Genomic DNA, 22,636 nt, shown 5'->3' with positions numbered 1-22,636 from the left:
CATTTAATCATTTAATTTTGAAATTGGAGTTTAAATTGAAGTTTGAAATTTATTCTATTTAAGTTGATATATAAATCTCTTTAAATAAAACCTTTGAAGGTTTGGTAGACAACCCTCTAAGGGCATGGGTCTAAATCTCTCAAATGTCTCATAGATTAATACTAGATGAAAGGGACAAGGAGTGGATGAAATGACTCAGAAAAACCGTATTACTTATCGTTTTGACCGTAATGGCAATGGACAGTCCGTTAACGAAGAAAGCCGCAGCAATGACAATCAACAAGAGGCTCTAGATCATAAAGCAGCATCACCCAACAACTCTAATAACAATGCGAATAAAATGATTTCCAAGAAAGTTGTTCCTCTATACCCATCTACAGAGAAGCATTCCGTCAGCGAAGTGAGTCCATGGAACAGTCCGTTCCAAGAGGATATTGGCGCATTGGAGCAGCTTATTAGAGATGCTGATTCAAAGCCAGTATCCACTCCAAAACAGGCTCAGCCCAATCCTCCAAAAGAGAAGAAAAAAACGATAAAACCAACTTTTATGGATGATCCCTATGAGCAGCCTGAGGATCAACAGACATATGCGGAAAGGCATTCAGATAGGGATTATATGCAGGAGCCGATTCAAGCGTATGAAGAAGAGTTCGTAGAAGACGAAATCAGTATAAAAAGAGTGAACTATGCACGAATGAAACGTAAGGCGGGAGCGCCATCGTGGTTTAATGTGTTTTTGTCAGTGACGGCTGCGCTTGCTACTGGAGCGCTGTTTGGTTATTTATTGTTGTCATTGTTTACGGGGGCAAGCATTTGGCCGGGGGGAGCTGGCAATAAGCCTGATTCAGTGCCCGTGATTGGAGATTCTGTCCAAGAAGGAACAGGAAAAGATCCGGTTACAGGTGTAGGTGAGGAAAGCAAGGAAGCGGGCGTTGAAAATAAAAATGACCCTGCAGCAAAACCGGATCCGAATACCGCGATGGCTGCACTTAAAGGGCTGGATCGTTCTTATTATTTGCTGCAATTTGGCGTGTTTAGCAATACAGAGGGCAGGGATGCCGCAATGGCGCAATTGGCCGAGAAAGGGCTTGCTGGTGCTGCTATGACAAGCGCTACTGATTATCGCGTATATGCTGGCATGGGTACAGATCGAAAAGGAGCTCAGGTTATTCGGAATATGATGCCGGAAATCGATCTTTATATCAAAGAAGTAAATATAGTAAATCCAGGAAAAATACCGTTTAAAGGCGATCAAAAAGCAGCACAATCTTTCTTCGATCAAACGGCAGTAGTCGTCCAAATGTTGGATGAATTAACATTAGCCCAGCTGGAACAGCCGACCTTATCGCCGCTTGGCGATGTTGCAGCAAATTCGTGGAAAGCCGAGCATCAAAAATGGACAGAAAACGCGGAAACGCTGCGAATAGGTATAGTAGATGCGGAAGGTAAGGCATATTTGGATAAAATCAATCAAGCGATGAATGCGGCAGCAAAGACGATGGTAGAGTACGATAAAAAGCCTTCTCAAGCACAATTGTGGAAGACACAAGCGGAAGTTATGGAAGTGATCATTACGCAAAAAGAATGGTTTGAGAAGATCAGCGCATTGTAAACGAATAGGTTCATGCGTATAATAGTCTTAGGTGTCATTTCATGGCGAGAGGCGTTGAAAGATGAAGAAAAACGGCTGGATTCTTCTCATTTTTATCATATTTGGATTGTTGGCTGGTGCTCTAGTAGCGCGATGGCTGACTCCAGTTCCAGGCATCTCTTTTTTAACGAAACCAATCGAAACATCATGGTCACCTGCTGTCGATCTATATGTGCTCAGTTTCAACCTAACGCTTCATCTGCAATTCAGCTTGTTTAGCTTAATTGGAGCCGTAATTGCAATTTGGTTATACCGCAAAATGTAGAGCAGCAGACATTGACGCATGAAGGAAAGCATGAAGGAGCGCAGCATTCAATTTATGGAATATAAAAAATTACGCAACGAAGCGATTAGCCAGCTAGTACTGGCCTCTTCGTCACCGCGCCGGAAGGAACTGGTCGCATCGCTGGACCTTTCTTTGCCGGTTTATATTTTGTCTACTGATACGGATGAAACGATTGAAGCAGGCTGGTCGCCATCGGAAGTTGTAGAGCAGCTCAGCCTGCGCAAAGCAAAAGCAGCTATACCCCTGCTGCAACAAAAGCAGGAGGTACCAACGTCTTTAATTATTGGTGCGGACACCATTGTCGTGCTTGACGGAGATGTGCTTGGCAAGCCTGCTGACGACGAAGAGGCAAAGTCTATGCTTAGACGCCTTCAAGGCCGCTCCCATGAAGTGTATTCAGGAGTTGCTTGTGTTCTCTCTGCAAGCGGGGAAGCATTGGTTGCCCATCGCAAAACGAAGGTAATGATGAAGCCGCTTAGCGAGGATCAAATTGCTAGGTACGTTGCTACCGGCGAGCCGAGGGACAAGGCGGGCTCTTATGGCATACAAGGACTTGGAGCGACGATTGTAGAGCAAATTGACGGCTGTTATTTTAATGTCGTTGGCTTGCCGTTATCGCTTCTCTCAGACATGCTCGCTTCCTATGACATTGCTGTTTTTTAAAAGGTAACTTAATTGATTTCAATCGGATTTTTTTTCTTGAATGTGGCAGGATATGAATAATTCATTTTTTTGAAGAGGCGGGATTGGGACATGTTGCCGCAACCTATGATTTTGCGTGAAGTCCCCCATGAAGAACGTCCAAGAGAGCGCATGATGAAATATGGGGCAGAAGCACTTAGCCATACCGAATTGTTAGCCATACTGCTGCGCACAGGTACGAAGCGGCAATCCGCCGTACATTTGGCAGGAGCGGTGCTTAAGCAATGCGGCAGCCTGCGTAATTTAATGGATATGAGCATGGAACAATTAACAGCCATTCGAGGAATTGGACCGGCAAAGGCGATTCAGCTTCGTGCTGGCATTGAACTGGGAAGAAGAATTTCCCGGAGTCAGCTTGGTGAGACGGTTATTGTGCGCAAGCCGCAGGATGCTGCGGAATATGTGATGGAAGAGCTCCGCTATTTGAAGAAGGAGCACTTCGTATGTTTGTTTTTAAACACAAAAAACCATATTATTGCCCGCGAAACCTTATCTGTCGGTACGCTTAATGCATCGCTAGTACATCCTCGAGAAGTATTTCGTGCAGCTATTTCACGTAACAGCGCATCTATCATTTGTGTTCATAATCACCCAAGCGGCGATCCTACGCCGAGCCCAGAAGACATTGCATTAACGGGACGTCTAGCGGAAGCTGGACAGCTAGTCGGAATAGAAGTTCTTGACCATTTGGTAATCGGTGACGGAAGATTCGTAAGTTTGAAGGAACAAGGTCATATGTAATATAATAAAGTGATGTGGCAATTAGAAGGGAGCAAGAACATGTTTGGTGGTTTTTCGAAAGATTTGGGTATTGATTTAGGAACAGCGAATACGTTGGTATTCGTCAAAGGAAAAGGAATTGTGGTAAGGGAGCCTTCCGTGGTGGCCCTTCGTACAGATACAAAAACAATTGAAGCAGTAGGCGAGCAAGCCAAAAAAATGATCGGTAGAACGCCCGGCAACATTCGTGCTGTTCGTCCGATGAAAGATGGCGTTATCGCTGATTTTGAAACGACTGCTACGATGATTAAATATTTTATTCGACAAGCTCAAAAGCAGCGTTCTTTATTTCCTCGTCATCCAAACGTTATGGTTTGTGTGCCGTCAGGCATTACAGCAGTTGAGAAACGCGCGGTCGAGGATGCGACTAAACAAGCCGGAGCTCGTGAGGCCTATACGATTGAAGAACCATTCGCAGCAGCGATTGGCGCTGATTTGCCTGTATGGGAGCCGACAGGCAGCATGGTAGTTGATATTGGCGGAGGTACAACAGAGGTTGCTGTTATTTCATTAGGCGGAATCGTTACGGCGAGATCGATTCGTGTAGCTGGTGACGAGATGGATGAAGCGGTTATTCAATATATTAAAAGACAATACAATCTCATGATCGGGGAACGTACATCCGAGCAACTGAAGATGGAAATTGGTTCAGCACTTCCACTGGATCGTCCGGAAACGATTGAAATTCGTGGACGCGATCTCGTATCGGGATTGCCTAAGACACTAGCGATTACATCGGATGAGATTACAGAAGCATTAGCAGATACCGTTAATGCCATTGTTGACGCGGTGAAAGTAACGCTGGAGAAATGCCCGCCGGAGTTGTCTGCGGACATTATGGACCGTGGTATCGTCCTCACAGGCGGCGGCGCCTTGCTGCGCAATCTGGACAAGCTGCTTCAAAGAGAGACAGGCATGCCGGTTATTGTTGCCGACAATCCGCTTGATTGTGTTGCGATCGGTACTGGCCGCTCGCTCGATAATATTCATTTATTTAAAGCAAGAAGCTCATCTCGTTCGAGACGCTAAGTTAGGTCCGATGGGGAAACGGATATGAAATGGGCAGGTGGTCGAGCTGTTTAAGCTAATGAGAAATAAGCGTATGTTTATGCTTATGATCGGGTTTATTTTATTCATAGCGGTCATCGGCTTTTCGCTAAGCGACCGCAAGGAATTATCGTGGCCGGAGAAATTTTTGAAGGATTCGGCAGCATACGTGCAGCAATGGTTCTACAAGCCCGCTGGTTATATAGCGGGCTTCTTCGAGGATATTAGTAATTTACGTACGATTTATGAAGAAAATGAGCAACTGCGCCTTACAGCTGCAGCTTATTCTCGTGACAAGATTAATTACAATTTCGTAGAAAAAGAGAATGAACGTTACAAGGCAGAACTATCGTTCACACAGCGTCAGAAAGAGATGTACAATTATAATTATTTGATCGCGCAAGTCGTGTCCGTCAGCAATGATGCGAACAATCGGACAATGACGATTAACTTAGGCTCGAAAAATGGCATTAAACCAAATATGGCTGTTACGACCGTCGATGGATTGATTGGTATCGTGAGCTCAGTAACCCCATTTACTTCAGCGATTACGCCTATTACAGAGCTGAACGAAGCATCGCTAACTATCAATTCCATTGCCGTAACGATCATGGGGCGTGAGAATGAATCCTTCGGTATTTTAAGCAGCTACAACAAGGAAACATCCAGAGTTATTATGACGAAAATTGCAGAAGACGATAAAATGGATATTCAAGATACAGTTATTACATCTGGCCTAGGCGGAATTTATCCAAGAGGACTCGTTGTTGGAACGGTTGAAAACAAGCAGCTTGGCGACTTTGGCCTTACATATACAGCATCGGTCAAGCTATCAGCAAGTTTTGATCATCTGACTGAGGTATTCGTTGTTCAGGTCCCTGAAATGGAGGAAGCCGAGAAATGAGCTTGAACCGAATCATCCTGCTCATGTTGCTCTTGTTCGTTATCGAGGGAGCAGTGATGCCGTGGATTATTCCAGCCGGCTTCGGTCAACGGATCATTCCTCACTTTGTATTTGTAATGGTCATCTTCTCAGGCCTATATAGCAGAAGGCATCTTGCACTCATGCTTGGTATAAGCTTCGGATTGCTTCAGGATATTGTATACTTTGGTCATCTGCTTGGAATTAATGCTTTTATTATGGGTTTAATGGGTTACTTTACTGGCGTATTGCTGGAGCATCGCCGTTCAACGCTTATGATGGCGATTTCTGTTGTGGGTTTTGCCTGCATCCTATATGACAGCGCCATATATTTCATTTACAAAGCATTTCGAATTACGAATGAAAGTTATGCATGGGCTCTTATCGATCATATCCTTCCTAGTTTATTTTTACAGCTGGCGTTTGCACTCTTGTGTTATGTACCGGCGCGAAAATGGTTTGAAGGACAGACATTGGTCAAAGCAGAGAAGGATGAGGAATAAAATATTGCTGCAGGCAGGATTTTGCCCAGCTTAGCAAGAATCCATTAGGTTGGGGAGGGACGAACGTGACCGATAAGCAGCATATTATTATTAAGGGTGTAAAAGAAGGTCTCGTGTTCCTTCTCGACGATAAATGTGAATTTGCGACGCTTCTAGATGAATTGCAATACAAGCTGGAGAAGACGCATCAGCAGTTGCTCACAGGTCCCCTTGTTCACGTTCAGGTGAAGCTTGGATCCAGGCAGATTTCTGATGATGATAAAGATCGCATCAAAAACGTGATACGTTCACAAGGAAACCTAATGGTTCAATCTGTTGAGTCTGAAGCGCCTAAGATCGATCCTCAGCTCGGACAGCAACCTAATCTGCAAGTGCTCACGTCTATTATACGCTCAGGCCAAACTTATGAGCATGATGGGGATTTACTTTTAATCGGCGATTTGAATCCGGGCGGTACTTTAATGTGTACAGGTGACATATATGTGCTGGGTGCATTGCGCGGAACCGCGCATGCTGGGATTGGCGGGAGGACGGACGTGATTATAGCGACTTCACTCATGCGGCCAACTCAGCTCCGCATTGCGGATGTAATCAGCAGGCCGCCAGAGGAATGGATGACCGGCGATGCCTCTATGGAGTTCGCCTTCTTAAGTGAAGGTAGAATGCAAATTGATAAGCTAGCGCAATTATTCCGCATACGGCATAATCCTATAATGTTTAAAGGAGTGTAGAATATGGGAGAAGCGATTGTTGTAACATCAGGGAAAGGCGGCGTCGGCAAGACGACCACTTCGGCGAACCTGGGTACCGCGCTAGCTTTACTTGGTAAGAAGGTTTGCATGGTTGATACAGATATTGGACTTCGTAACCTGGACGTGGTTATGGGACTTGAGAACCGAATCATTTATGATTTGGTTGATGTTGCCGAGGGCCGCTGCCGCTTGAACCAGGCGCTCGTAAAGGACAAGCGCTTTGAAGAGCTGTACATGCTTCCTGCTGCTCAGACGAAGGATAAAGATTCTGTTACGCCTGAACAAGTTCGAAATATGATTCTAGAGCTTAAGAAAGAGCATGACTATGTTATTATTGATTGCCCAGCAGGGATTGAGCATGGCTTTCGAAACGCAATTGCAGGTGCTGATCGAGCTATCGTGATCACTACACCTGAGAACGCTGCGGTACGGGATGCCGATCGTGTAATCGGACTGCTGGAGCAGGAGAAAATACCAAGTAAGCTGATCATTAACCGGATTCGTCAAAATATGATGAAAACCGGTGAAATGTTGGATATCGATGAAATTTGTCAAGTGCTGGCAGTCGATTTGATCGGAATCGTACCTGATGATGAGAAAGTTATTTCTGCTGCAAACAGCGGAGAGCCGACAGTTATGAATCCGGCTTCACGTGCCGCAATCGCCTACCGGAACATCGCACGCCGCATACTTGGCGACATGGTTCCTCTCATGCTGCTTGATGAGAAGGCGGGAGCGTTCAAACGTTTCCGTAAGTTCCTCGGAATAGGATGATTACGACTTGCTTAACAAATTAAAAAAGCTGGATTGGGGAATTTTGATAATCTTAGTTTTCCTTATGATTATCAGTATCGTACTTGTCTATAGTGCAACTGCAAATAATCCAAAGTACGCAGGTCATGAGATCAAACAGCTGAAGTTTTACGGCTTGGGCTTTTTTGTAGCTATAGCAGCCACCTTATTTGATTATCGTATCGTTCTCAAGAGCTGGCATGTCCTTTATGGCATAGGGGTTACATTGTTGATTCTTGTTTATTTCTTTGGAGCGGTAATCAATGGGGCTAGAGGATGGTTTCAGTTTGGAGCTTTATCGTTTCAGCCTGCGGAAATGGTCAAAATTATACTCATTATCGGTATCGCTTATATTATGGGACGACGGCAAGGCGATCGGCTGACGCTCACCCAAGATTTGCTTCCGATTGCAGCATTTGCTTTTCTGCCGTTTATGCTCGTAATGATTCAGCCGGATCTCGGCAATGCGATCATATACGTAGTCATCGTGTTAGGGATGTTATGGATTGGGAATGTCAAATATTCTCATGTCATTACAGGGATTACAGTCGTTGTTGTAAGTCTTGTCCTTTTTGTTTCTCTGTTCAACACATTCAATCAAGAAATTTACAATTACTTGAAAGATAATGAAATGGGACATTGGCATAAAAGGATTAATACTTTCATTAATCCGGAGACGGCAACTGCAGATGACAAACACCAATCGGAAAATGCACAAATTGCAATCGGTTCAGGCGGTTTAAACGGTGACGGTTATTTGCAAGGCGATATGAAAAATGGCGGTTTTGTACCTTATCCGTATTCTGACTCGATTTTTGTTGTTATTGGCGAGGAATTTGGTTTTCAAGGCGCTGCCATCTTATTGCTTCTGTATTTCTTGCTCATATATCGGATGATTATTATTGCTTTTAAGTGTTATGATTTGCGAGCCTCGTACATTATTATTGGCATCGTGTCCATGTATGTGTTCCAGGTGTTCCAAAACATCGGAATGATGATTGGAATTATGCCAATTACGGGAATTACGCTGCCGTTTATTAGTTATGGAGGCACATCACTTCTGCTTAATATGCTGTCAATTGGACTTGTATTCAGCATTAAGGCACATCAAGAAAAATATGAGATGGCTGACTAAAGGTTAGCCAAGCTAGAAAGCTGCTTCTGAGACGGATGTTATCCGATCTTGGGGTGGCTTTTTTTTATGATCAGCTGCGCTCGCATACTTGTCTCAATCCCCACATATCCATGTATAAAGGAACAAGCTGTCCCAAGGACGATGGAAGCGGGGGAAAAATGAGATGTTAATGAAGGATAATGAGAAGCGGCGCAATCAGCATAAAAATCAAAATACAGGGGATCGGAACTCTGTGCCTTTACAAGAAGAGGACATATATTCAGACCCTCGCATGCCATACAAGCACGGATATTTTGATGAAGACGAGGCGGAGGAGCTTGATCCAGAGGTCGTTTGGAAAACCAATCCTAATCCATGGGCAAATTGGAACGAGGACAAAGGGTATGTTGATAATAGAAGATTTATAAAAGGGCCAGTTCTATCGAATGAGAACGATCCGGGATCAGGCGGCGGGAAAAATAATTATACTTTCGGCAAGGAGCTGAAATGGAAGCTAGCAGTAGCATTGCTGTTATTTGGCGCGGTATGGGCTATGTTTCGATATGATACGGAATACACGCTCAAGGGACAAGCGCTCGTAAAACAAGCGCTTACGGATGAGATTGATTTTGCAGCTGCGGCTGCTTGGTATAAGGAAACGTTTGCCGGGGCTCCATCCTTTATTCCTATTTTTCAGGACAATCCTGAACCTGCAGTAGGCGCTGATGGAACGGTAAAGCTGCCTATCGTAACCCCATTGGAAGGAGGATCGCTTGTTCGAACGTTTGCGGAGATGCTTAATGGTATAGAGCTTGCTGGAAGCTCTGAAGCAGAGGTTGTTGCAGCAGAGACGGGGCGCGTATTGCTATTATCAGATCAGAGCACGCAAGGTTCGACTATTGTTATCCAGCATGTCAATCAGCGCGTAACCGTATATGGGATGCTTGGGAAAACGAATGTTAAAGTAAATGACTGGGTTGAGGCAGGCGATTCTATCGGCAACCTGCTGAAAGCTGAAGGTACGCAGCCAAGCCTGCTATATTTTGCTGTTAAACAAAATGATTTGTATATCGATCCCGTGGGCGTGATACCGATTGATTAAATGGAAAGGAATCCTATGGTCGGTCCATCCGTTGTTCGTTATCATTATGCTTGGGTCGGTCATGACAGGATATTTTGCCGAGCTGATTACCTTGTTTTTACTCGTGCTTGTCCATGAAATCGGCCATGTTATTGTAGCTCGGGGTTATGGCTGGACAATAAAGGAAGTAAAGCTGCTGCCTTTTGGCGGTGTTGTCGAGGTTGAGGAAGCCGGCGGCGTACCTGCAAAAGAAGAAGCAATTGTAGCGATTGCGGGTCCTTTGCAAAACGTTTGGATGGGACTAGCTGCTTGGGGCTGCGGGCAGCTTGGCATATGGGACTTAGCATGGGCGGAGTATGTATGGAAAGCAAATCTAATGATCGGCTTGTTCAACCTGCTGCCTATTCACCCGCTTGACGGAGGAAAGCTGCTGCAGGCGGCATTAAGCTACACGGTTAACTATTATAAAATGCTTATTTGGAGCGCGCGAGTCAGCTTGTTTTTTAGTGTGCTGATGATCATCGTCTCCTTGCTTCCATGGTTAGTGTATAAGGACGGGATTCAACTCAATCTGCTCATTGTCGGCCTATTTCTTGTGATGACGAACTGGACGTACTATCGTAATGTTCCGTATTTGTTTTATCGTTTTCTGATGTACCGGGAAAGAATCACGCTGCAGGCGCTGAGGCTCGGCCACATTGCAAGTCCTATTATCGTAAGCGGCAAGCAGTCAATCATCTCTGTAGCAAGGCTCTTTCAAAGGGAGCGATATCATTTGATATACATGGTGGAGTCGCACAGCAAGGAAGTCAGAGTGCTGCCGGAGCAGAAAATTGTTGAAGGCTGTTTGTCCGAAAATAATCCGAATCGTGCAGTGTCGGAACTTTTCAGTTAAAATAGATGAAAAGCGTACGGGCAGGTGATATTCAGGAATGAAGCAAATGTTGATGCACGTTAACGGTGAAATGCTGCAAACCGCTGTACTGGAAAATGGCCGCCTAGTCGAATTTTTTATGGAAAAATCAAAAGCAAGCAGTTTGGTTGGCAATGTGTATAAAGGTCGTGTCGTGAACGTGCTGCCTGGCATGCAGGCGGCTTTCGTAGATGTAGGACTAGCTAAAAATGCATTTTTGTACATTGATGAGCTGCTCCACCCTCATTTGGAAAAACAGCCAGCTGAAAAGCCGCTCATTCAAAATATGGTCAGGCCTGGACAGGAATTGCTCGTACAAGTTATGAAGGAGCCGCTGGGAGGCAAAGGCGCCCGTGTCACTACACATTTCTCACTGCCTGGGCGGTTTCTTGTTTATATGCCAAATGCCGATTATATTGGCGTTTCCAAAAAAATCAGTTCCGAAAGCGAGCGTTCGAGATTGCGAGCCATCGGCGAGAAGCTGCGTGAGCTGGAGGAAGGCATTATTTTACGAACGGCGGCTGGAGCTGAAAGCGAGCTGTCTTTGCATGCCGATGTCGCAGGGTTAAGAGAAATTTGGCAAAGCATTTCGGAACGAAGCGTGGAAGCGAGTGCGCCAAGCGAGCTGCACAGAGAAGCAGGTCTCATGCGGCGGGCTGTACGAGACACGCTTACGATGGATATGGATGAAATATGGATAGACAATGCGGATAGGTTTGAGGAAGCGTCAGCACTGCTGGAGGAAATGACCCCTCAGCTTCGTGAGCGGTTAAAATGTTTTGAATCAAGGCAAGGCAATTCTTTATTTGATACGTATCGTGTGACGGAGCAGGTGACAAGAGCGTTCGAACGCAAAATTCAGCTTACCTGCGGGGGGCACCTCATATGGGAAGAGACGGAAGCTCTGACGGTTATAGATGTGAACACAGGCAGATTTATTGGGACATCTGGCCTTGAGGACACGGTGTTCCGCACGAATATGGAAGCAGCAGACGAGATTGCAAGATTGCTCCGAGTTCGAGATGTAGGCGGCATTATTATTATTGATTTTATTGATATGGAGCAGGACAACCATCGCGAGCAGGTTATGCAAAGACTCGTAGAGAAAGCGCGCAATGATCAAACCAAATGTACGATTTTGGGCTGGACAAAGCTCGGATTAATTGAAATGACGCGTAAAAAGGCTCGTGAGAATGCTGTTCATCAACTGATCGAGCGCTGTGAGAGCTGCGGAGCGCACATAAAATGATCAGAGTTGTATAAATAGTTTAAATTTTCTTATTGGATGAATTGATATAGCTTGCATAGTATGGTACAATCTTTGGGTGTGTGTCTCGTACCTCATTGGAATGGGACGTACAAGTACCGCTCCGATTGGGTAAACAAGCGTTTGCGGCGTATGCCGTGAGCCACCTGAATTAGGCGAGTCTTCGAAAATAAGGAGGTGCACCAACAATGTTCGCAATTATCGTAACTGGCGGCAAGCAATACAAAGTTCAGGAAGGCGATGTAATCTACATCGAAAAACTGGATTCTGAAGCAGGCGAAAGCGTAACGTTTGATCGTGTTTTGGCGGTTTCTAAAGGTGACGGTCTTGTAACTGGAACTCCGGTTGTTTCCGGCGCTACAGTAACAGGCAAAGTCGAGAAACAAGGCAAAGGCCAAAAAATCATCGTTTACAAATACAAAGCCAAAAAGAACTATCGTCGTAAGCAAGGTCATCGTCAACCGTTCACAAAAGTAACAATCGAGAAAATCCAAGCGTAAGAGGAATTTCTATGATAACAGTTACCTTTGTACGAAGAGCCGCTGACAGACGTATCGTATCATTTGCGGTCGAAGGACATGCTAAATATGCGAAGCCCGGCAAAGATATCGTTTGTGCGGGTGTATCAGCCATCTCGGTTGGTACCGTTAACGCGATCGAAGCTCTAGCGGGAGAGGAGCTCCCTGCCAAGATGAAGAACGGCTGGCTATCGTCGGATATTCCGACGCTTGCAGACGAGGCTTCAGATGGCCGGATGCAGCTGCTGCTGGAATCAATGGCGGTTATGCTTGACACTATTGCAAAATCATACGGCAAGCATGTCGTTATTCATGAACATCTTAATGCGTAAGCATTCGGTGCAGGTTTGTTTTACAAGCCTCTAGTTCATGCTTACGGTGCAGCTTTGCTCACCAATCCTTTAGAAGGAGGGAATAACTATGTTGAAACTGAATCTTCAGCTCTTCGCTTCGAAGAAAGGTGTAGGTTCCACTAGAAACGGACGTGACTCACAGTCGAAACGCCTTGGCGCTAAACGTGCTGACGGTCAAACCGTATCTGCTGGAAGCATCTTGTTTCGTCAACGCGGAACAAAAATTCACCCAGGAACTAACGTAGGCATCGGGAAAGACGATACGCTTTTTGCATTAGTAGAAGGCGTAGTGAAGTTCGAACGTTGGGGACGCGACCGCAAAAAAGTGAGCGTGTATCCAGCTGTTCTTGCTCCGGTAGCTGCAGCAGTAGAAGCTTAATACAACCTTATATATGCAACAAGCCCCGGCCTGCATCGCTTGGCCGGGTTTTTTTATTCCATGGCTGATGACCGTAGGACGGCTGCGTGATATACTGGATAAGCAAGCAAAAATGCCTAAGGCGTCTCGGACGCTGAAGCAGCTTTGACGGGGAAATATAATATATTTGTTGTTATATTTTCGGGAAATACGAAGAAAGTAGGTTTAATCGATGGGACGCTTAACAACGGTGAAATATTACGCGGCGGCAACCATTTTATTGCCATGCGCCGCTGTACTTATTTGGCCCAATCAAGTGTGGTTAACTGCTGTCTTTCTCGTTTGGCTTATAGCTGTTGCGACTTACTGGATACGAACGGAACGGAAAGAGCACGCAGAGCGGACTGCGCGAACGATTCAATCGTTGCAAAACTCTGCAATACGAACTCTCAATCATCATCGTCATGACTGGATGAACGACCTGCAAGTCGTGTTTGGCTATATTAGGCTCAAAAAGCTGGATAAAGCCGCCGAGTATGTGGAGAAAATAAGTGAACGGATGGCTGTGGAGAGCAGTATATCCAAGCTGGGAGTTCCTTCACTGATTAGTTATATTCAATCGTTTCGTACGATATCGAATTCGCTGGAGTTACAAATTGTAATTAAAGGCGACATTCATTTAAACGAAATAACGGCAGATGCCGATCAAATAGCCGAAACGCTCATTCATACGATTAACGCATATCGGTTTGCGGCTAAGCCTGGCTATGGTAATGCTGCTGTTCTTACGCTGGAGCTATCGCTGGATGAGGATGCACTGTATGCAGCCTTCTATTATGATGGCGAACTAATGAATGAACAGCAATGGAAGCAAAAAATACAACAGCAGTTGGAAGGCGCGCCAATGCAGCCGATCAACTTCGAGCAGCCGTATGCAAAGGTGTTGCTGAGGGCGGAAATGCGCGCATGAACGGGGGCACATCATGTTTGTCGATAAAGCGAAGATATTTGTAAAAGGCGGCGACGGAGGCGATGGTATCGTTTCTTTTCGCCGTGAGAAGTATGTAGAGCAGGGCGGTCCTGCAGGTGGCGACGGAGGCCGAGGCGGCGACTTGATATTTCAAGTTGACGAGGGTCTGCGTACACTGATGGACTTCCGCTATCAGAAGCATTTCAAGGCTGATCGCGGCGAGCGCGGAAAAGTAAAAAGCATGCACGGAGCGGGCGCTGATGATACAATCGTACGGATTCCGCCCGGCACAATAATCGTTGATGATGATACGCAAGAAATTATTGCGGATATGACTCGTCACGGTCAACAAATCGTTATTGCAAAAGGCGGACGCGGCGGACGCGGCAACATTCGCTTTGCTACGCAAAACAATCCAGCTCCTTATATTTCGGAGAATGGTGAAGAAGGACAAGAGCGCTGGGTTGTTCTTGAGCTTAAAGTAATGGCAGATGTAGGCCTTGTTGGTTTCCCAAGCGTAGGCAAATCAACCCTGCTATCTGTCGTTTCTGGCGCTAAGCCGAAAATCGGCGCTTATCACTTTACGACCATTACACCGAATCTAGGTGTTGTAGACGTTGGCGATAGCCGCAGCTTCGTAATGGCTGATTTGCCTGGACTTATCGAGGGAGCGCATGAAGGCGTTGGTCTAGGTCATGAGTTTCTTCGTCATGTAGAGCGGACGAGGGTTATCGTTCATGTTATCGATATGTCAGCGTCTGAAGGACGCGATCCTTTTGATGATTGGGTGAAAATCAACGAGGAGCTTGTTCTCTATAATGAGAAGCTAGCAGATCGTCCGCAAATTATTGCTGCAAACAAAATGGACATGCCGGATTCTGAGGAGCAGCTTGAATTGTTCAAGCAAAAGCTCGCAGAAGTTAGCGGTGAACGTCAATATGAAATTTTGCCAATCTCCTCGCTAACGAAAAAAGGCGTACAGGAGCTACTATATAAAGCAGCTGATATTCTTGATACGGTTTCAGAAGAAGTTGAAATCGCAGATGTGAAGGATGTTGCTGAACGTAAAGTTTATACGTACGAGAAGCGCGAAGAAACCACTTTCACCATCCATAAGGAAGATGAAGTGTTCGTTATTGTTAGTGCTGGCATTAGCAACTACATGAAACGGATGAATTTGACTTCGTATGATGCGGTTATGCGTTTTGCACGCACGATGCGCAAAATGGGTGTCGATGCCGAGCTTCGCAAGATGGGGGCAAAAGACGGCGATATGGTTCAAATCGGCGATTTTGCATTTGAATTCTTCGAGGGCAGCGACTATAATCCGAATGGCTAGAGCATTCGCACATATTAAGAAATGAAGACGGCGAAAGCCGTCTTTTCTTGTTTTGCCTATTGCCCCAAACGGTATATTTCGATATAATGTCCACTATAGGTGAACAATTGTCTTTTTGAGGAGGACGTATAGTGACGAAACGCTATTATGTCGTTCGAGAGGATATTTTACCGGAAGCGATTATGAAGACGATACAAGTGAAGGAGATGCTTGGCCGAGGAGATGCGGCAACCGTGCATGAGGCGGTTGAACGTGTTGGACTTAGCCGAAGCGCTTTTTATAAGTATAAAGATGGTGTCTACGCGCTAAATGAGCTGGAACGAGAACGTATTGCGACCATTTCTATGGATTTGGAGCATCGTTCAGGCGTACTCTCCAACGTACTTAGCATGGTGGCGAGCCAGGATGGCAATGTGCTGACGATGAATCAGTCCATTCCGCTCCAAGGTTTCGCTAATGTCGTCATTTCGGTCGATATTTCGCAGCTTTCCGGAGAACTGTCATCGCTGGTTGAAATGCTTCGCAGTCAGCCAGGCGTGCGTAAAGCTTCGGTCATCGGACAAGGATAACAGAATGGATAATGGAGGGTATATATGAAGCCGGTTAAAGTTGGTTTATTAGGTCTTGGTACAGTTGGTACAGGTGTAGTTCGAATTGTTGAGGGACATCAGGATGATTTGGCAAGTCAGGTCGGTTCGCCGATCGTAATTGAAAAGGTACTCGTTCAAGACAAAAGCAAATCGCGTAATATTGCAGTGGATGCAAGCAAGCTAACTGAGGATCCTTGGGAAGTCATCCGCCACCCTGAAATTGATGTTATCGTTGAGGTTATGGGTGGAATCGGGCTTACGAAAGAATATATACTAGAAGCGCTGTCCCTCGGCAAACATGTCGTAACGGCAAATAAAGATTTAATGGCAATGCACGGTCCTGAAATATTGGCCAAAGCCAAAGAAAACCGCTGCGATGTTTTGTATGAAGCAAGCGTAGCCGGCGGTATTCCGATTATTCGTACACTTGTCGAAGGTTTCGCCTCCGACCGCATTAATAAAATTATGGGCATTGTGAACGGCACAACGAATTTTATTTTGACAAAGATGAGTCAAGAAGGCGCTTCGTATCTGGATGTGCTTAAAGAAGCGCAGGAGCTTGGTTATGCGGAGTCTGACCCGACATCAGATGTCGAAGGACTTGATGCAGCGCGCAAAATGACAATTCTCGCTACAATCGGATTCCGTGCCAATGTAGCGCTTGAGGATGTATCCGTTCAAGGCATTTCATCGGTATCCAAAGAAGATATTTTGTACGCGAAGCGTCTTGGCTATGAAGTGAAGCTGCTTGGTATCGCAGAGCGTCAGGATGATTTGATCAGCATCAGCGTTCAACCAACGATGGTGAAGCAATCGCATCCTATCGCATCGGTAAACGGCGTGTTTAACGCGGTTTATGTATATGGCGAAGCTGTTGGTGAAACGATGTTCTACGGCGCAGGCGCGGGTGAGCTTCCGACAGCTACGTCGATCGTATCCGATTTGGTAGCCGTTGTGAAAAACCTGAAGCTTGGTGTGAACGGCATGCAGGGAAGCCTTGCTTATAAAGAGAAGAAGCTCAAGACTGACGAGCAGATCTCATCTAAATATTTCATTTTGCTTAAAGTGGCAGATCGTGCCGGCGTTCTTGCACGCATAACGCAAGTATTCGCTGACTTTGAAGTCAGCTTGGAGTCAGTATTGCAGCAGCCGACACCGTCTAATCCGGAAGCTGAGATCATCATCATCACTCATGACGCGAACAAAGCAGCTATCCAGAAGGTGCTTGCTAAGTTTGACTCGCTGGATGTCGTTCATAAAGTGAAAAGCGTCTACCGCGTAGAAGGATAAATCTTATGAACAATCGCAGAGTAATCGTAAAAATACCAGCAAGTACAGCAAATCTCGGACCAGGATTTGATACGCTTGGGATGGCTCTTTCGCTATACGCATGGATTGAAATGAGCATCTCTGAACAAACGGAATTCCAGTTTTACGGCGATCAAATGAATGGATTGCCAAAGGACAAAACGAATTTAATTTATAAGGTTGCGCAGCTTGTGTTCAAAGAAGCAGGCGTATCCGTGCCAGAGCTCTCGATTTCGATGCACAGCGATATTCCGCTCACTCGCGGACTAGGCAGCAGTGCGTCAGCAATCGTAGGCGCTCTGGTTGCTGCGAACGCATTGATTGGCGGTCCGCTCACGGATGATAAGCTGTTCCAAATGGCAACAGCGCTGGAAGGTCATCCGGACAATGTCGGCGCGTCATTATACGGCGGCATTGTCGTCTCGGCTTGGGATGGGGAGCGAGCAGATTATGTTAGAATTGAGCCGCATCACAAGCTGAAGACGCTTGTCGCGATTCCAGCCTTTCAGCTGTCGACGGAGAAGGCGCGTCATGCGCTTCCGTCTTCAATCAGTATGGCTGACGCCATATTTAACGTCAGCCGCAGCTCTTTGCTCGTCGCAGCGCTTGCTGGCGGCGAGCTAGGTATGATTCGCCATGCGATGAAGGATCGGCTGCACCAGCCTTACCGTGCAGCATTGATTCCCGGCATGGCAACTATACTGGAGCGCGCGGTAGAGCACGGCGCGCTTGGTGCTGCGCTAAGCGGAGCAGGGCCGACGCTGATTGCATTTGTTGAGGATACGGAAGCCGGTGCTGCACACAGCTCGGGCGAATCCATGCTTGAAACATTTCTGCTTGATACGCTGAAGCAGGAGGGCATTGAAGCGAATACGCTATGGCTGTCGCCAAGCGCTCAAGGTCCTCAAATTACGATAGAGGAAATTTCTTCGCAGCCTGCGATTCCTCTTCCGGATCGAATTAAAGGAGATATGAAGCGATGAAGACGATAGCGGTTTTACCTGCTGGATCTGTATCGGATGAGGCAGCAAGACATTTATTCCGCGGTGAAGAAATAAACTGGAAGCATCATCGGCTAATTTCCGATGTGTTCCTGTCTACTGTCAATGGAATAAGTGATTACAGCATCATTCCGATCGAGAATACGATTGAGGGTTCTGTTAGCCTTCATATGGATTGGCTTGTACATGAGGTTGATATTCCGATTCAAGCGGAGTGGGTGTACCCCTCCATTCAAAATTTGATTGGCCGTCAATCTGAGCTGTTAAACGATAATGGGGAAATGGACTACTCACGTATTACTAAAGTGATCAGCCATCCTGTAGCGATCGCACAGTGCTTGCAATTTCTGCGTACACATCTTCCGCATGCGGTTACAGAACATGTCAGCAGTACAGCTGAGGGCGTTAGAATCGTTCAAAACAACCCGAATGCCGGTTTGGCAGCAATTGGCACGATGACAGCTGCTGCGAACGAGAAGCTTGATGTTCTCGCAAGTGAGATTACAGATCATGATAATAATTACACTCGGTTTTTGCTGGTCGGCTCAGAGCCATATACCGATCGTAAATCCGATCATATAAAAACGAGCATCTTAATTACATTGCCAGAGGATTACCCGGGAGCGCTCCACCAGGTTCTTTCTGCTTTTGCATGGCGCAAAATCAACTTGACCCGAATTGAATCGCGCCCGACCAAGAAGAAGCTCGGCAATTATTATTTCTTCATCGACATTGATATGGCTCTTGATACCGTTTTGCTTCCTTCAGCTATTCAAGAAATTGAAGCAATCGGATGTCAGGTTCGCGTATTAGGAAGCTATCCAAGCTTTACTGAATTCAAGAAATAAGCATAGCTGGTTGCTCTAAAGCGTAGAATGAAACGATACATGAATAGAAAGCCGAGTTCACTCTGATGGGTGAACTCGGCTTTTTACTATTTTTTTTGTGAAAGTGGAGACACCTGCCCATATTCTGCATAGGATGTAAGGATTGATAATAGGCATTAGCAGTGCCTGGTTATTCAGAACGTGACAGGAGGTTAACAACGAGTGAAAATCCATATTGTGAAGAAGGGCGAGTCGTTATACTTTATCGGCCAAAAGTATAATGTATCGCTCGAAGAGCTTTTGAAGCTGAACCCGGGTATTACGAATCCGGACGCCATTGATGTTGGCATGAAGCTGAAAATACCTTCAAGCCATACGGGCGGCGCAGGAGGTGGAATGGACATCATGCATCAGCATATTGTGAAACAAGGTGATACCCTTTGGAAGCTCTCGAAAGCTTGGGGCGTGCCGCTCGCGGATATGATTAAAGCGAATCCGCAGCTCAAAAATCCGAATGTATTGCTTACTGGTGAAGTTGTGAATATCCCTAAAGTAGGCGAAACCATGACTGAAGGAACTGGTGGCCAAGGTACTGGAGGTACTGGACAACAAGCTGGACAGAGCGTGGCACAAAATACGGGAGGTCATCATGCCCTTCACCCAAGCTCAATCATGCAAGGGGTACAGGGCTGGGTCGGAAAGCTTTCTACAGCGCCTATTATTGGAAAAACACCAACAGCTCCAATTGCAGGCAAGACGCCAACTGCGCCTATTGCACCAGCACCGGTAGCCCCTGCTCCTGAAACGCCTGTTGCACCTGTTCAAGAGAAAAAACCAACAGCACCTATTTTGAAGCCAGTAGAACCAGCTCCTCTTCCTGCCCCTAAAGCGGCAGCAGTTGAGCCAGCCAAAAAGGCACTGCCAATCGAAAAGCCTGTTGAGAAAAAGCTAAAACCAATTCATTCCGAATACAAGCCAAATGTTGATTTATTCAAGCAATATGGCATTCCAGCAACCGAAGCATTATCCTTGTATGATTTGCCAAAAGCACCTGAAGCAATCTCGCCAGCTGCACAACAGCCTACTTACGGAGGATATGGGCATCATCAGCCAATGATGACTATGCCAGCTCAGATGGGATATGGTTATGGGCAACCGATGACCATGCCAATTCAGTCGGGGTATGGATTTGGTCAACCAATGACCATGCCAGCTCACATGGAACATGGCTACGGTTACGGAGATTGGCATCAACCTGTGCCATTCGGAAGTACGGTAAGCCCAATGCATGAAGGAAACGAGGCGCAATTTGAGTGTCCGCCAGGTATGGTATTTGTTGGAAGTTATCCATCTCCATCCAGCATGCCTATGGGCGTTGGCCCTGAATGGGGTTATGGTTATCCAATGATAAATCCACTTCAGCATGGCATGCAGGAAAATGGTCAAATGGTAGCCGGAACTTCTGCTTTCCCGAACCAAAGCATGGTATCGCCGCTGGCAACACAGCCGAACCAAGGCATGGTATCGCCGCTGGCAACACAGCCGAACCAAGGCATGGTATCGCCGCTGGCAACACAGCCGAACCAAAGCATGGTATCGCCGCTGGCAACACAGCCGAACCAAGGCATGGTATCGCCGCTGGCAACACAACCGAACCAAGGCATGGTATCGCCGCTGGCAACAAAGCCGAATAAAGGTAAGGTGTCCCCGCAAGCGACACAGCCAAACCAAGGCAGTGTATCACCGCTGGCAACACAGCCGAACCAAGGCAGTGTATCACCGCTTGCGACACAGCCAAACCAAGGCGCGGTATCGCCATTTGCGACACAGCCAAACCAAGGCGCTGTATCACCATTTGCGACACAAGCAAACCAAGGCGCTGTATCGCCATTTGCGACACAACCAAACCAAGGCGCGGTATCGCCATTTGCGACACAACCAAACCAAGGCGCTGTATCGCCGTTTGCAACACAGCCAAACCAAGGCATGGTATCGCCATTTGCAACACAGCCGAACCAAGGCATGGTATCGCCGTTTGCAACGCAGCCAAACCAAGGCATGGTATCGCCGTTTGCAACGCAGCCAAACCAAGGCATGGTATCGCCGTTTGCAACACAGCCGAACCAAGGGATGGTATCGCCGTTTGCAACGCAGCCAAACCAAGGGATGGTATCGCCATTTGCAACAGAGCCGAACCAAGGTATGGTATCGCCGTTTGCAACACAGCCGAACCAAGGAATGGCTTTCCCATCGAGCATGCAGCCTGAGTATGGTTATGGCTCCGGCTATGGTCATGGGGGTCATGGGAATGTAATGCCGGTTCAAGTGCAAAATGATGGCGGTTATGGTTATCCTGTAGCAGGTTTTTCCCCATACTCACAGCAGTTTCCATCTAATCAGGGTTGGCCTCAAACAGCCGGTGTAGGCAATATGAATCAAGACGATTGCGGCTGTAAAGGGAATCGTTCTGATCAAAACACCGCAAAGGCGGCTGATGTACAAATTGAAAAACCAGCAAAGATAGTTGTACCAAAGAAATCGAACAAGAAAGCAGTTATTCGAACAGTTTCCACACGGCCTAATAAACCGAAAAAACGTGGAAATCAGCCTTGGATCAATCGTTAAAAGAATACATGCTGCCCCAAAGGTCTACTGTCCTTTGGGGCTTTCTTTATTATGAATACATAATGCTAATCATTTTTTTGAAAAAACAAGTATCGGACAAGCAGATTAAACTATGGATTCTTACAAGTAAATCGTTTTGAATATTTATGTAATTATGGCGCATACTATCAAAAAATATAAAGAAGGGGTCTTCCCTATGATGGAATTCAGCCTTTGGAAAAACTTAAAGAAACGTTTAAAGAGAAAGCGGCGTCCCGTTTGGATGTTAGGCGTTATTATGTTTTGCTTGCTAGCAGGTTGGCTCTTTATCGCTAATAAAAATGTTGTCACAGCTGCACCAAAGCCAACAGCGAATCAAACGAGCGTAATTCAAGAGCTGGAGAAGCTTGATGGAGCGCTCTCTGCAAAGCTGCGCCTCGTATATGTGTGCGGCGAAGAATCGAAGTTGCTAGGTCAATTGGTGAGTAAAGAGATCGTTCAGCTTGTGCTTGCACATCCAGAGTGGAAGGTCATGTTGAATCAAGAACAGGGCACCGTTCAGTTTGAAGAGCGTATTGAGGATTTGTCCGATCATTGTAAAGCGAATGCGTATATGGGCGTCGACAAGAAAGGGAATCTTACACTTTATGACGGAGCTCCAAAAAAAGAAAAGGTCGTTCGAACCTTTTTCCAACTCGATGTACGCTATATGGAGAGCAGTTTGCCACAGGATAAGCTGGACCAGCTTACCAGAGGGATTCGGATAACCGACATGGAAGAATATAATAGTGTTCTATCCACCTATAGCGACTATGCTATTGAGCAAAATCAGAAAGTTATGAACCCAGCCTATCAGCAAGAGTAAGTAACTAAGGAGATCGCACATCATCGTGCGATCTCCTTTCTTTATGTCTAAAGGCTGAAATATCAAACGCGCGTTCTCATTCACGCCATCTTT

At 46.1% G+C, this 22,636-nt stretch carries 24 protein-coding genes and 1 other annotated feature; all 24 genes read left to right on the top strand.

The window, feature by feature from the left end; genetic code table 11:
- The first annotated feature begins 190 nt into the window (after positions 1-190).
- The 24 genes from BK120_RS28425 (at position 191) to BK120_RS28310 (ending at position 22,543) form a co-directional block, all read left to right on the top strand.
- Entirely contained in the window at positions 191-1,612 is a 1,422-nt protein-coding gene (locus BK120_RS28425) for an SPOR domain-containing protein (protein WP_076270862.1), read from the top strand.
- Positions 1,613-1,673: 61 nt separating this feature from the next.
- Complete coding sequence (locus BK120_RS28420; protein ID WP_076270861.1) at positions 1,674-1,916, top strand: DUF4321 domain-containing protein; 243 nt, start codon at positions 1,674-1,676, stop codon at positions 1,914-1,916.
- Between the two features lie 54 nt (positions 1,917-1,970).
- On the top strand, positions 1,971-2,600 hold the full coding sequence (locus BK120_RS28415; protein ID WP_076270876.1) for a Maf family protein: 630 nt from the start codon (positions 1,971-1,973) through the stop codon (positions 2,598-2,600).
- Positions 2,601-2,690: 90 nt separating this feature from the next.
- Positions 2,691-3,380 carry a RadC family protein gene (radC, locus tag BK120_RS28410; RefSeq protein WP_076270860.1) on the top strand — a complete coding sequence of 230 codons (690 nt, stop codon included), beginning with the start codon at positions 2,691-2,693 and terminating at the stop codon, positions 3,378-3,380.
- A gap of 39 nt (positions 3,381-3,419) precedes the next feature.
- Complete coding sequence (locus BK120_RS28405; protein WP_076270859.1) at positions 3,420-4,448, top strand: rod shape-determining protein; 1,029 nt, start codon at positions 3,420-3,422, stop codon at positions 4,446-4,448.
- A 73-nt stretch (positions 4,449-4,521) separates the two neighbouring features.
- The gene (gene mreC / locus BK120_RS28400) at positions 4,522-5,370 is read left to right on the top strand and encodes a rod shape-determining protein MreC (RefSeq protein WP_179089916.1); all 849 of its coding nucleotides are present in this window, start codon (positions 4,522-4,524) and stop codon (positions 5,368-5,370) included.
- Positions 5,367-5,891 (top strand): rod shape-determining protein MreD, encoded by a 525-nt coding sequence (mreD, locus tag BK120_RS28395; RefSeq protein WP_076270857.1) that lies wholly within the window; start codon positions 5,367-5,369, stop codon positions 5,889-5,891. Before mreC ends, mreD begins: the two co-directional genes overlap by 4 nt.
- A gap of 65 nt (positions 5,892-5,956) precedes the next feature.
- Positions 5,957-6,622: a septum site-determining protein MinC gene (locus tag BK120_RS28390; RefSeq protein ID WP_076270856.1), complete on the top strand. Its 666-nt coding sequence runs from the start codon at positions 5,957-5,959 to the stop codon at positions 6,620-6,622.
- A gap of 3 nt (positions 6,623-6,625) precedes the next feature.
- The gene (gene minD / locus BK120_RS28385; RefSeq protein WP_054027234.1) at positions 6,626-7,417 is read left to right on the top strand and encodes a septum site-determining protein MinD; all 792 of its coding nucleotides are present in this window, start codon (positions 6,626-6,628) and stop codon (positions 7,415-7,417) included.
- A 7-nt stretch (positions 7,418-7,424) separates the two neighbouring features.
- Positions 7,425-8,570: an FtsW/RodA/SpoVE family cell cycle protein gene (locus tag BK120_RS28380; RefSeq protein WP_076270855.1), complete on the top strand. Its 1,146-nt coding sequence runs from the start codon at positions 7,425-7,427 to the stop codon at positions 8,568-8,570.
- A 163-nt stretch (positions 8,571-8,733) separates the two neighbouring features.
- Complete coding sequence (locus tag BK120_RS28375; protein ID WP_076270854.1) at positions 8,734-9,651, top strand: M23 family metallopeptidase; 918 nt, start codon at positions 8,734-8,736, stop codon at positions 9,649-9,651.
- Positions 9,644-10,525, top strand: coding sequence for a M50 family metallopeptidase (locus BK120_RS28370; RefSeq protein ID WP_076270853.1), 882 nt, complete (start codon positions 9,644-9,646; stop codon positions 10,523-10,525). The genes BK120_RS28375 and BK120_RS28370 overlap by 8 nt, the downstream gene beginning before the upstream one ends.
- A 37-nt stretch (positions 10,526-10,562) precedes the next feature.
- The gene (locus BK120_RS28365; protein WP_076270852.1) at positions 10,563-11,792 is read left to right on the top strand and encodes an Rne/Rng family ribonuclease; all 1,230 of its coding nucleotides are present in this window, start codon (positions 10,563-10,565) and stop codon (positions 11,790-11,792) included.
- Between the two features lie 101 nt (positions 11,793-11,893).
- Positions 11,894-11,983, top strand: a sequence feature (ribosomal protein L21 leader region).
- A gap of 15 nt (positions 11,984-11,998) precedes the next feature.
- Positions 11,999-12,310, top strand: coding sequence for a 50S ribosomal protein L21 (rplU, locus tag BK120_RS28360; protein WP_053374798.1), 312 nt, complete (start codon positions 11,999-12,001; stop codon positions 12,308-12,310).
- A gap of 11 nt (positions 12,311-12,321) precedes the next feature.
- Positions 12,322-12,660 carry a ribosomal-processing cysteine protease Prp gene (locus tag BK120_RS28355; RefSeq protein ID WP_054027239.1) on the top strand — a complete coding sequence of 113 codons (339 nt, stop codon included), beginning with the start codon at positions 12,322-12,324 and terminating at the stop codon, positions 12,658-12,660.
- 88 nt (positions 12,661-12,748) lie between these two features.
- On the top strand, positions 12,749-13,060 hold the full coding sequence (rpmA, locus tag BK120_RS28350) for a 50S ribosomal protein L27 (protein ID WP_076270851.1): 312 nt from the start codon (positions 12,749-12,751) through the stop codon (positions 13,058-13,060).
- Positions 13,061-13,271: 211 nt separating this feature from the next.
- Complete coding sequence (locus BK120_RS28345) at positions 13,272-14,009, top strand: Spo0B domain-containing protein (RefSeq protein ID WP_076270850.1); 738 nt, start codon at positions 13,272-13,274, stop codon at positions 14,007-14,009.
- 13 nt (positions 14,010-14,022) lie between these two features.
- The gene (gene obgE / locus BK120_RS28340; protein WP_076270849.1) at positions 14,023-15,348 is read left to right on the top strand and encodes a GTPase ObgE; all 1,326 of its coding nucleotides are present in this window, start codon (positions 14,023-14,025) and stop codon (positions 15,346-15,348) included.
- A gap of 131 nt (positions 15,349-15,479) precedes the next feature.
- Complete coding sequence (locus BK120_RS28335) at positions 15,480-15,917, top strand: ACT domain-containing protein (protein ID WP_076270848.1); 438 nt, start codon at positions 15,480-15,482, stop codon at positions 15,915-15,917.
- Positions 15,918-15,941: 24 nt separating this feature from the next.
- A complete protein-coding gene (locus tag BK120_RS28330) occupies positions 15,942-17,228 on the top strand; it encodes a homoserine dehydrogenase (RefSeq protein ID WP_076270847.1) in 1,287 nt (428 codons plus the stop codon).
- A gap of 5 nt (positions 17,229-17,233) precedes the next feature.
- Positions 17,234-18,229: a homoserine kinase gene (gene thrB / locus BK120_RS28325; protein ID WP_076270846.1), complete on the top strand. Its 996-nt coding sequence runs from the start codon at positions 17,234-17,236 to the stop codon at positions 18,227-18,229.
- A complete protein-coding gene (gene pheA / locus BK120_RS28320) occupies positions 18,226-19,095 on the top strand; it encodes a prephenate dehydratase (RefSeq protein WP_076270845.1) in 870 nt (289 codons plus the stop codon). Before thrB ends, pheA begins: the two co-directional genes overlap by 4 nt.
- 201 nt (positions 19,096-19,296) lie before the next feature.
- Entirely contained in the window at positions 19,297-21,699 is a 2,403-nt protein-coding gene (locus BK120_RS28315; protein ID WP_076270844.1) for a LysM peptidoglycan-binding domain-containing protein, read from the top strand.
- A 196-nt stretch (positions 21,700-21,895) separates the two neighbouring features.
- Positions 21,896-22,543 carry a BofC C-terminal domain-containing protein gene (locus BK120_RS28310; protein ID WP_076270843.1) on the top strand — a complete coding sequence of 216 codons (648 nt, stop codon included), beginning with the start codon at positions 21,896-21,898 and terminating at the stop codon, positions 22,541-22,543.
- Positions 22,544-22,636: the final 93 nt, after the last annotated feature.

Origin of the sequence: Paenibacillus sp. FSL A5-0031, assembly GCF_001956295.1 — a bacterium.
Taxonomy (GTDB): domain Bacteria; phylum Bacillota; class Bacilli; order Paenibacillales; family Paenibacillaceae; genus Pristimantibacillus.
Note: the sequence above shows the minus strand (reverse complement) of the source record. Positions and strands in the feature narration are given on the sequence as shown.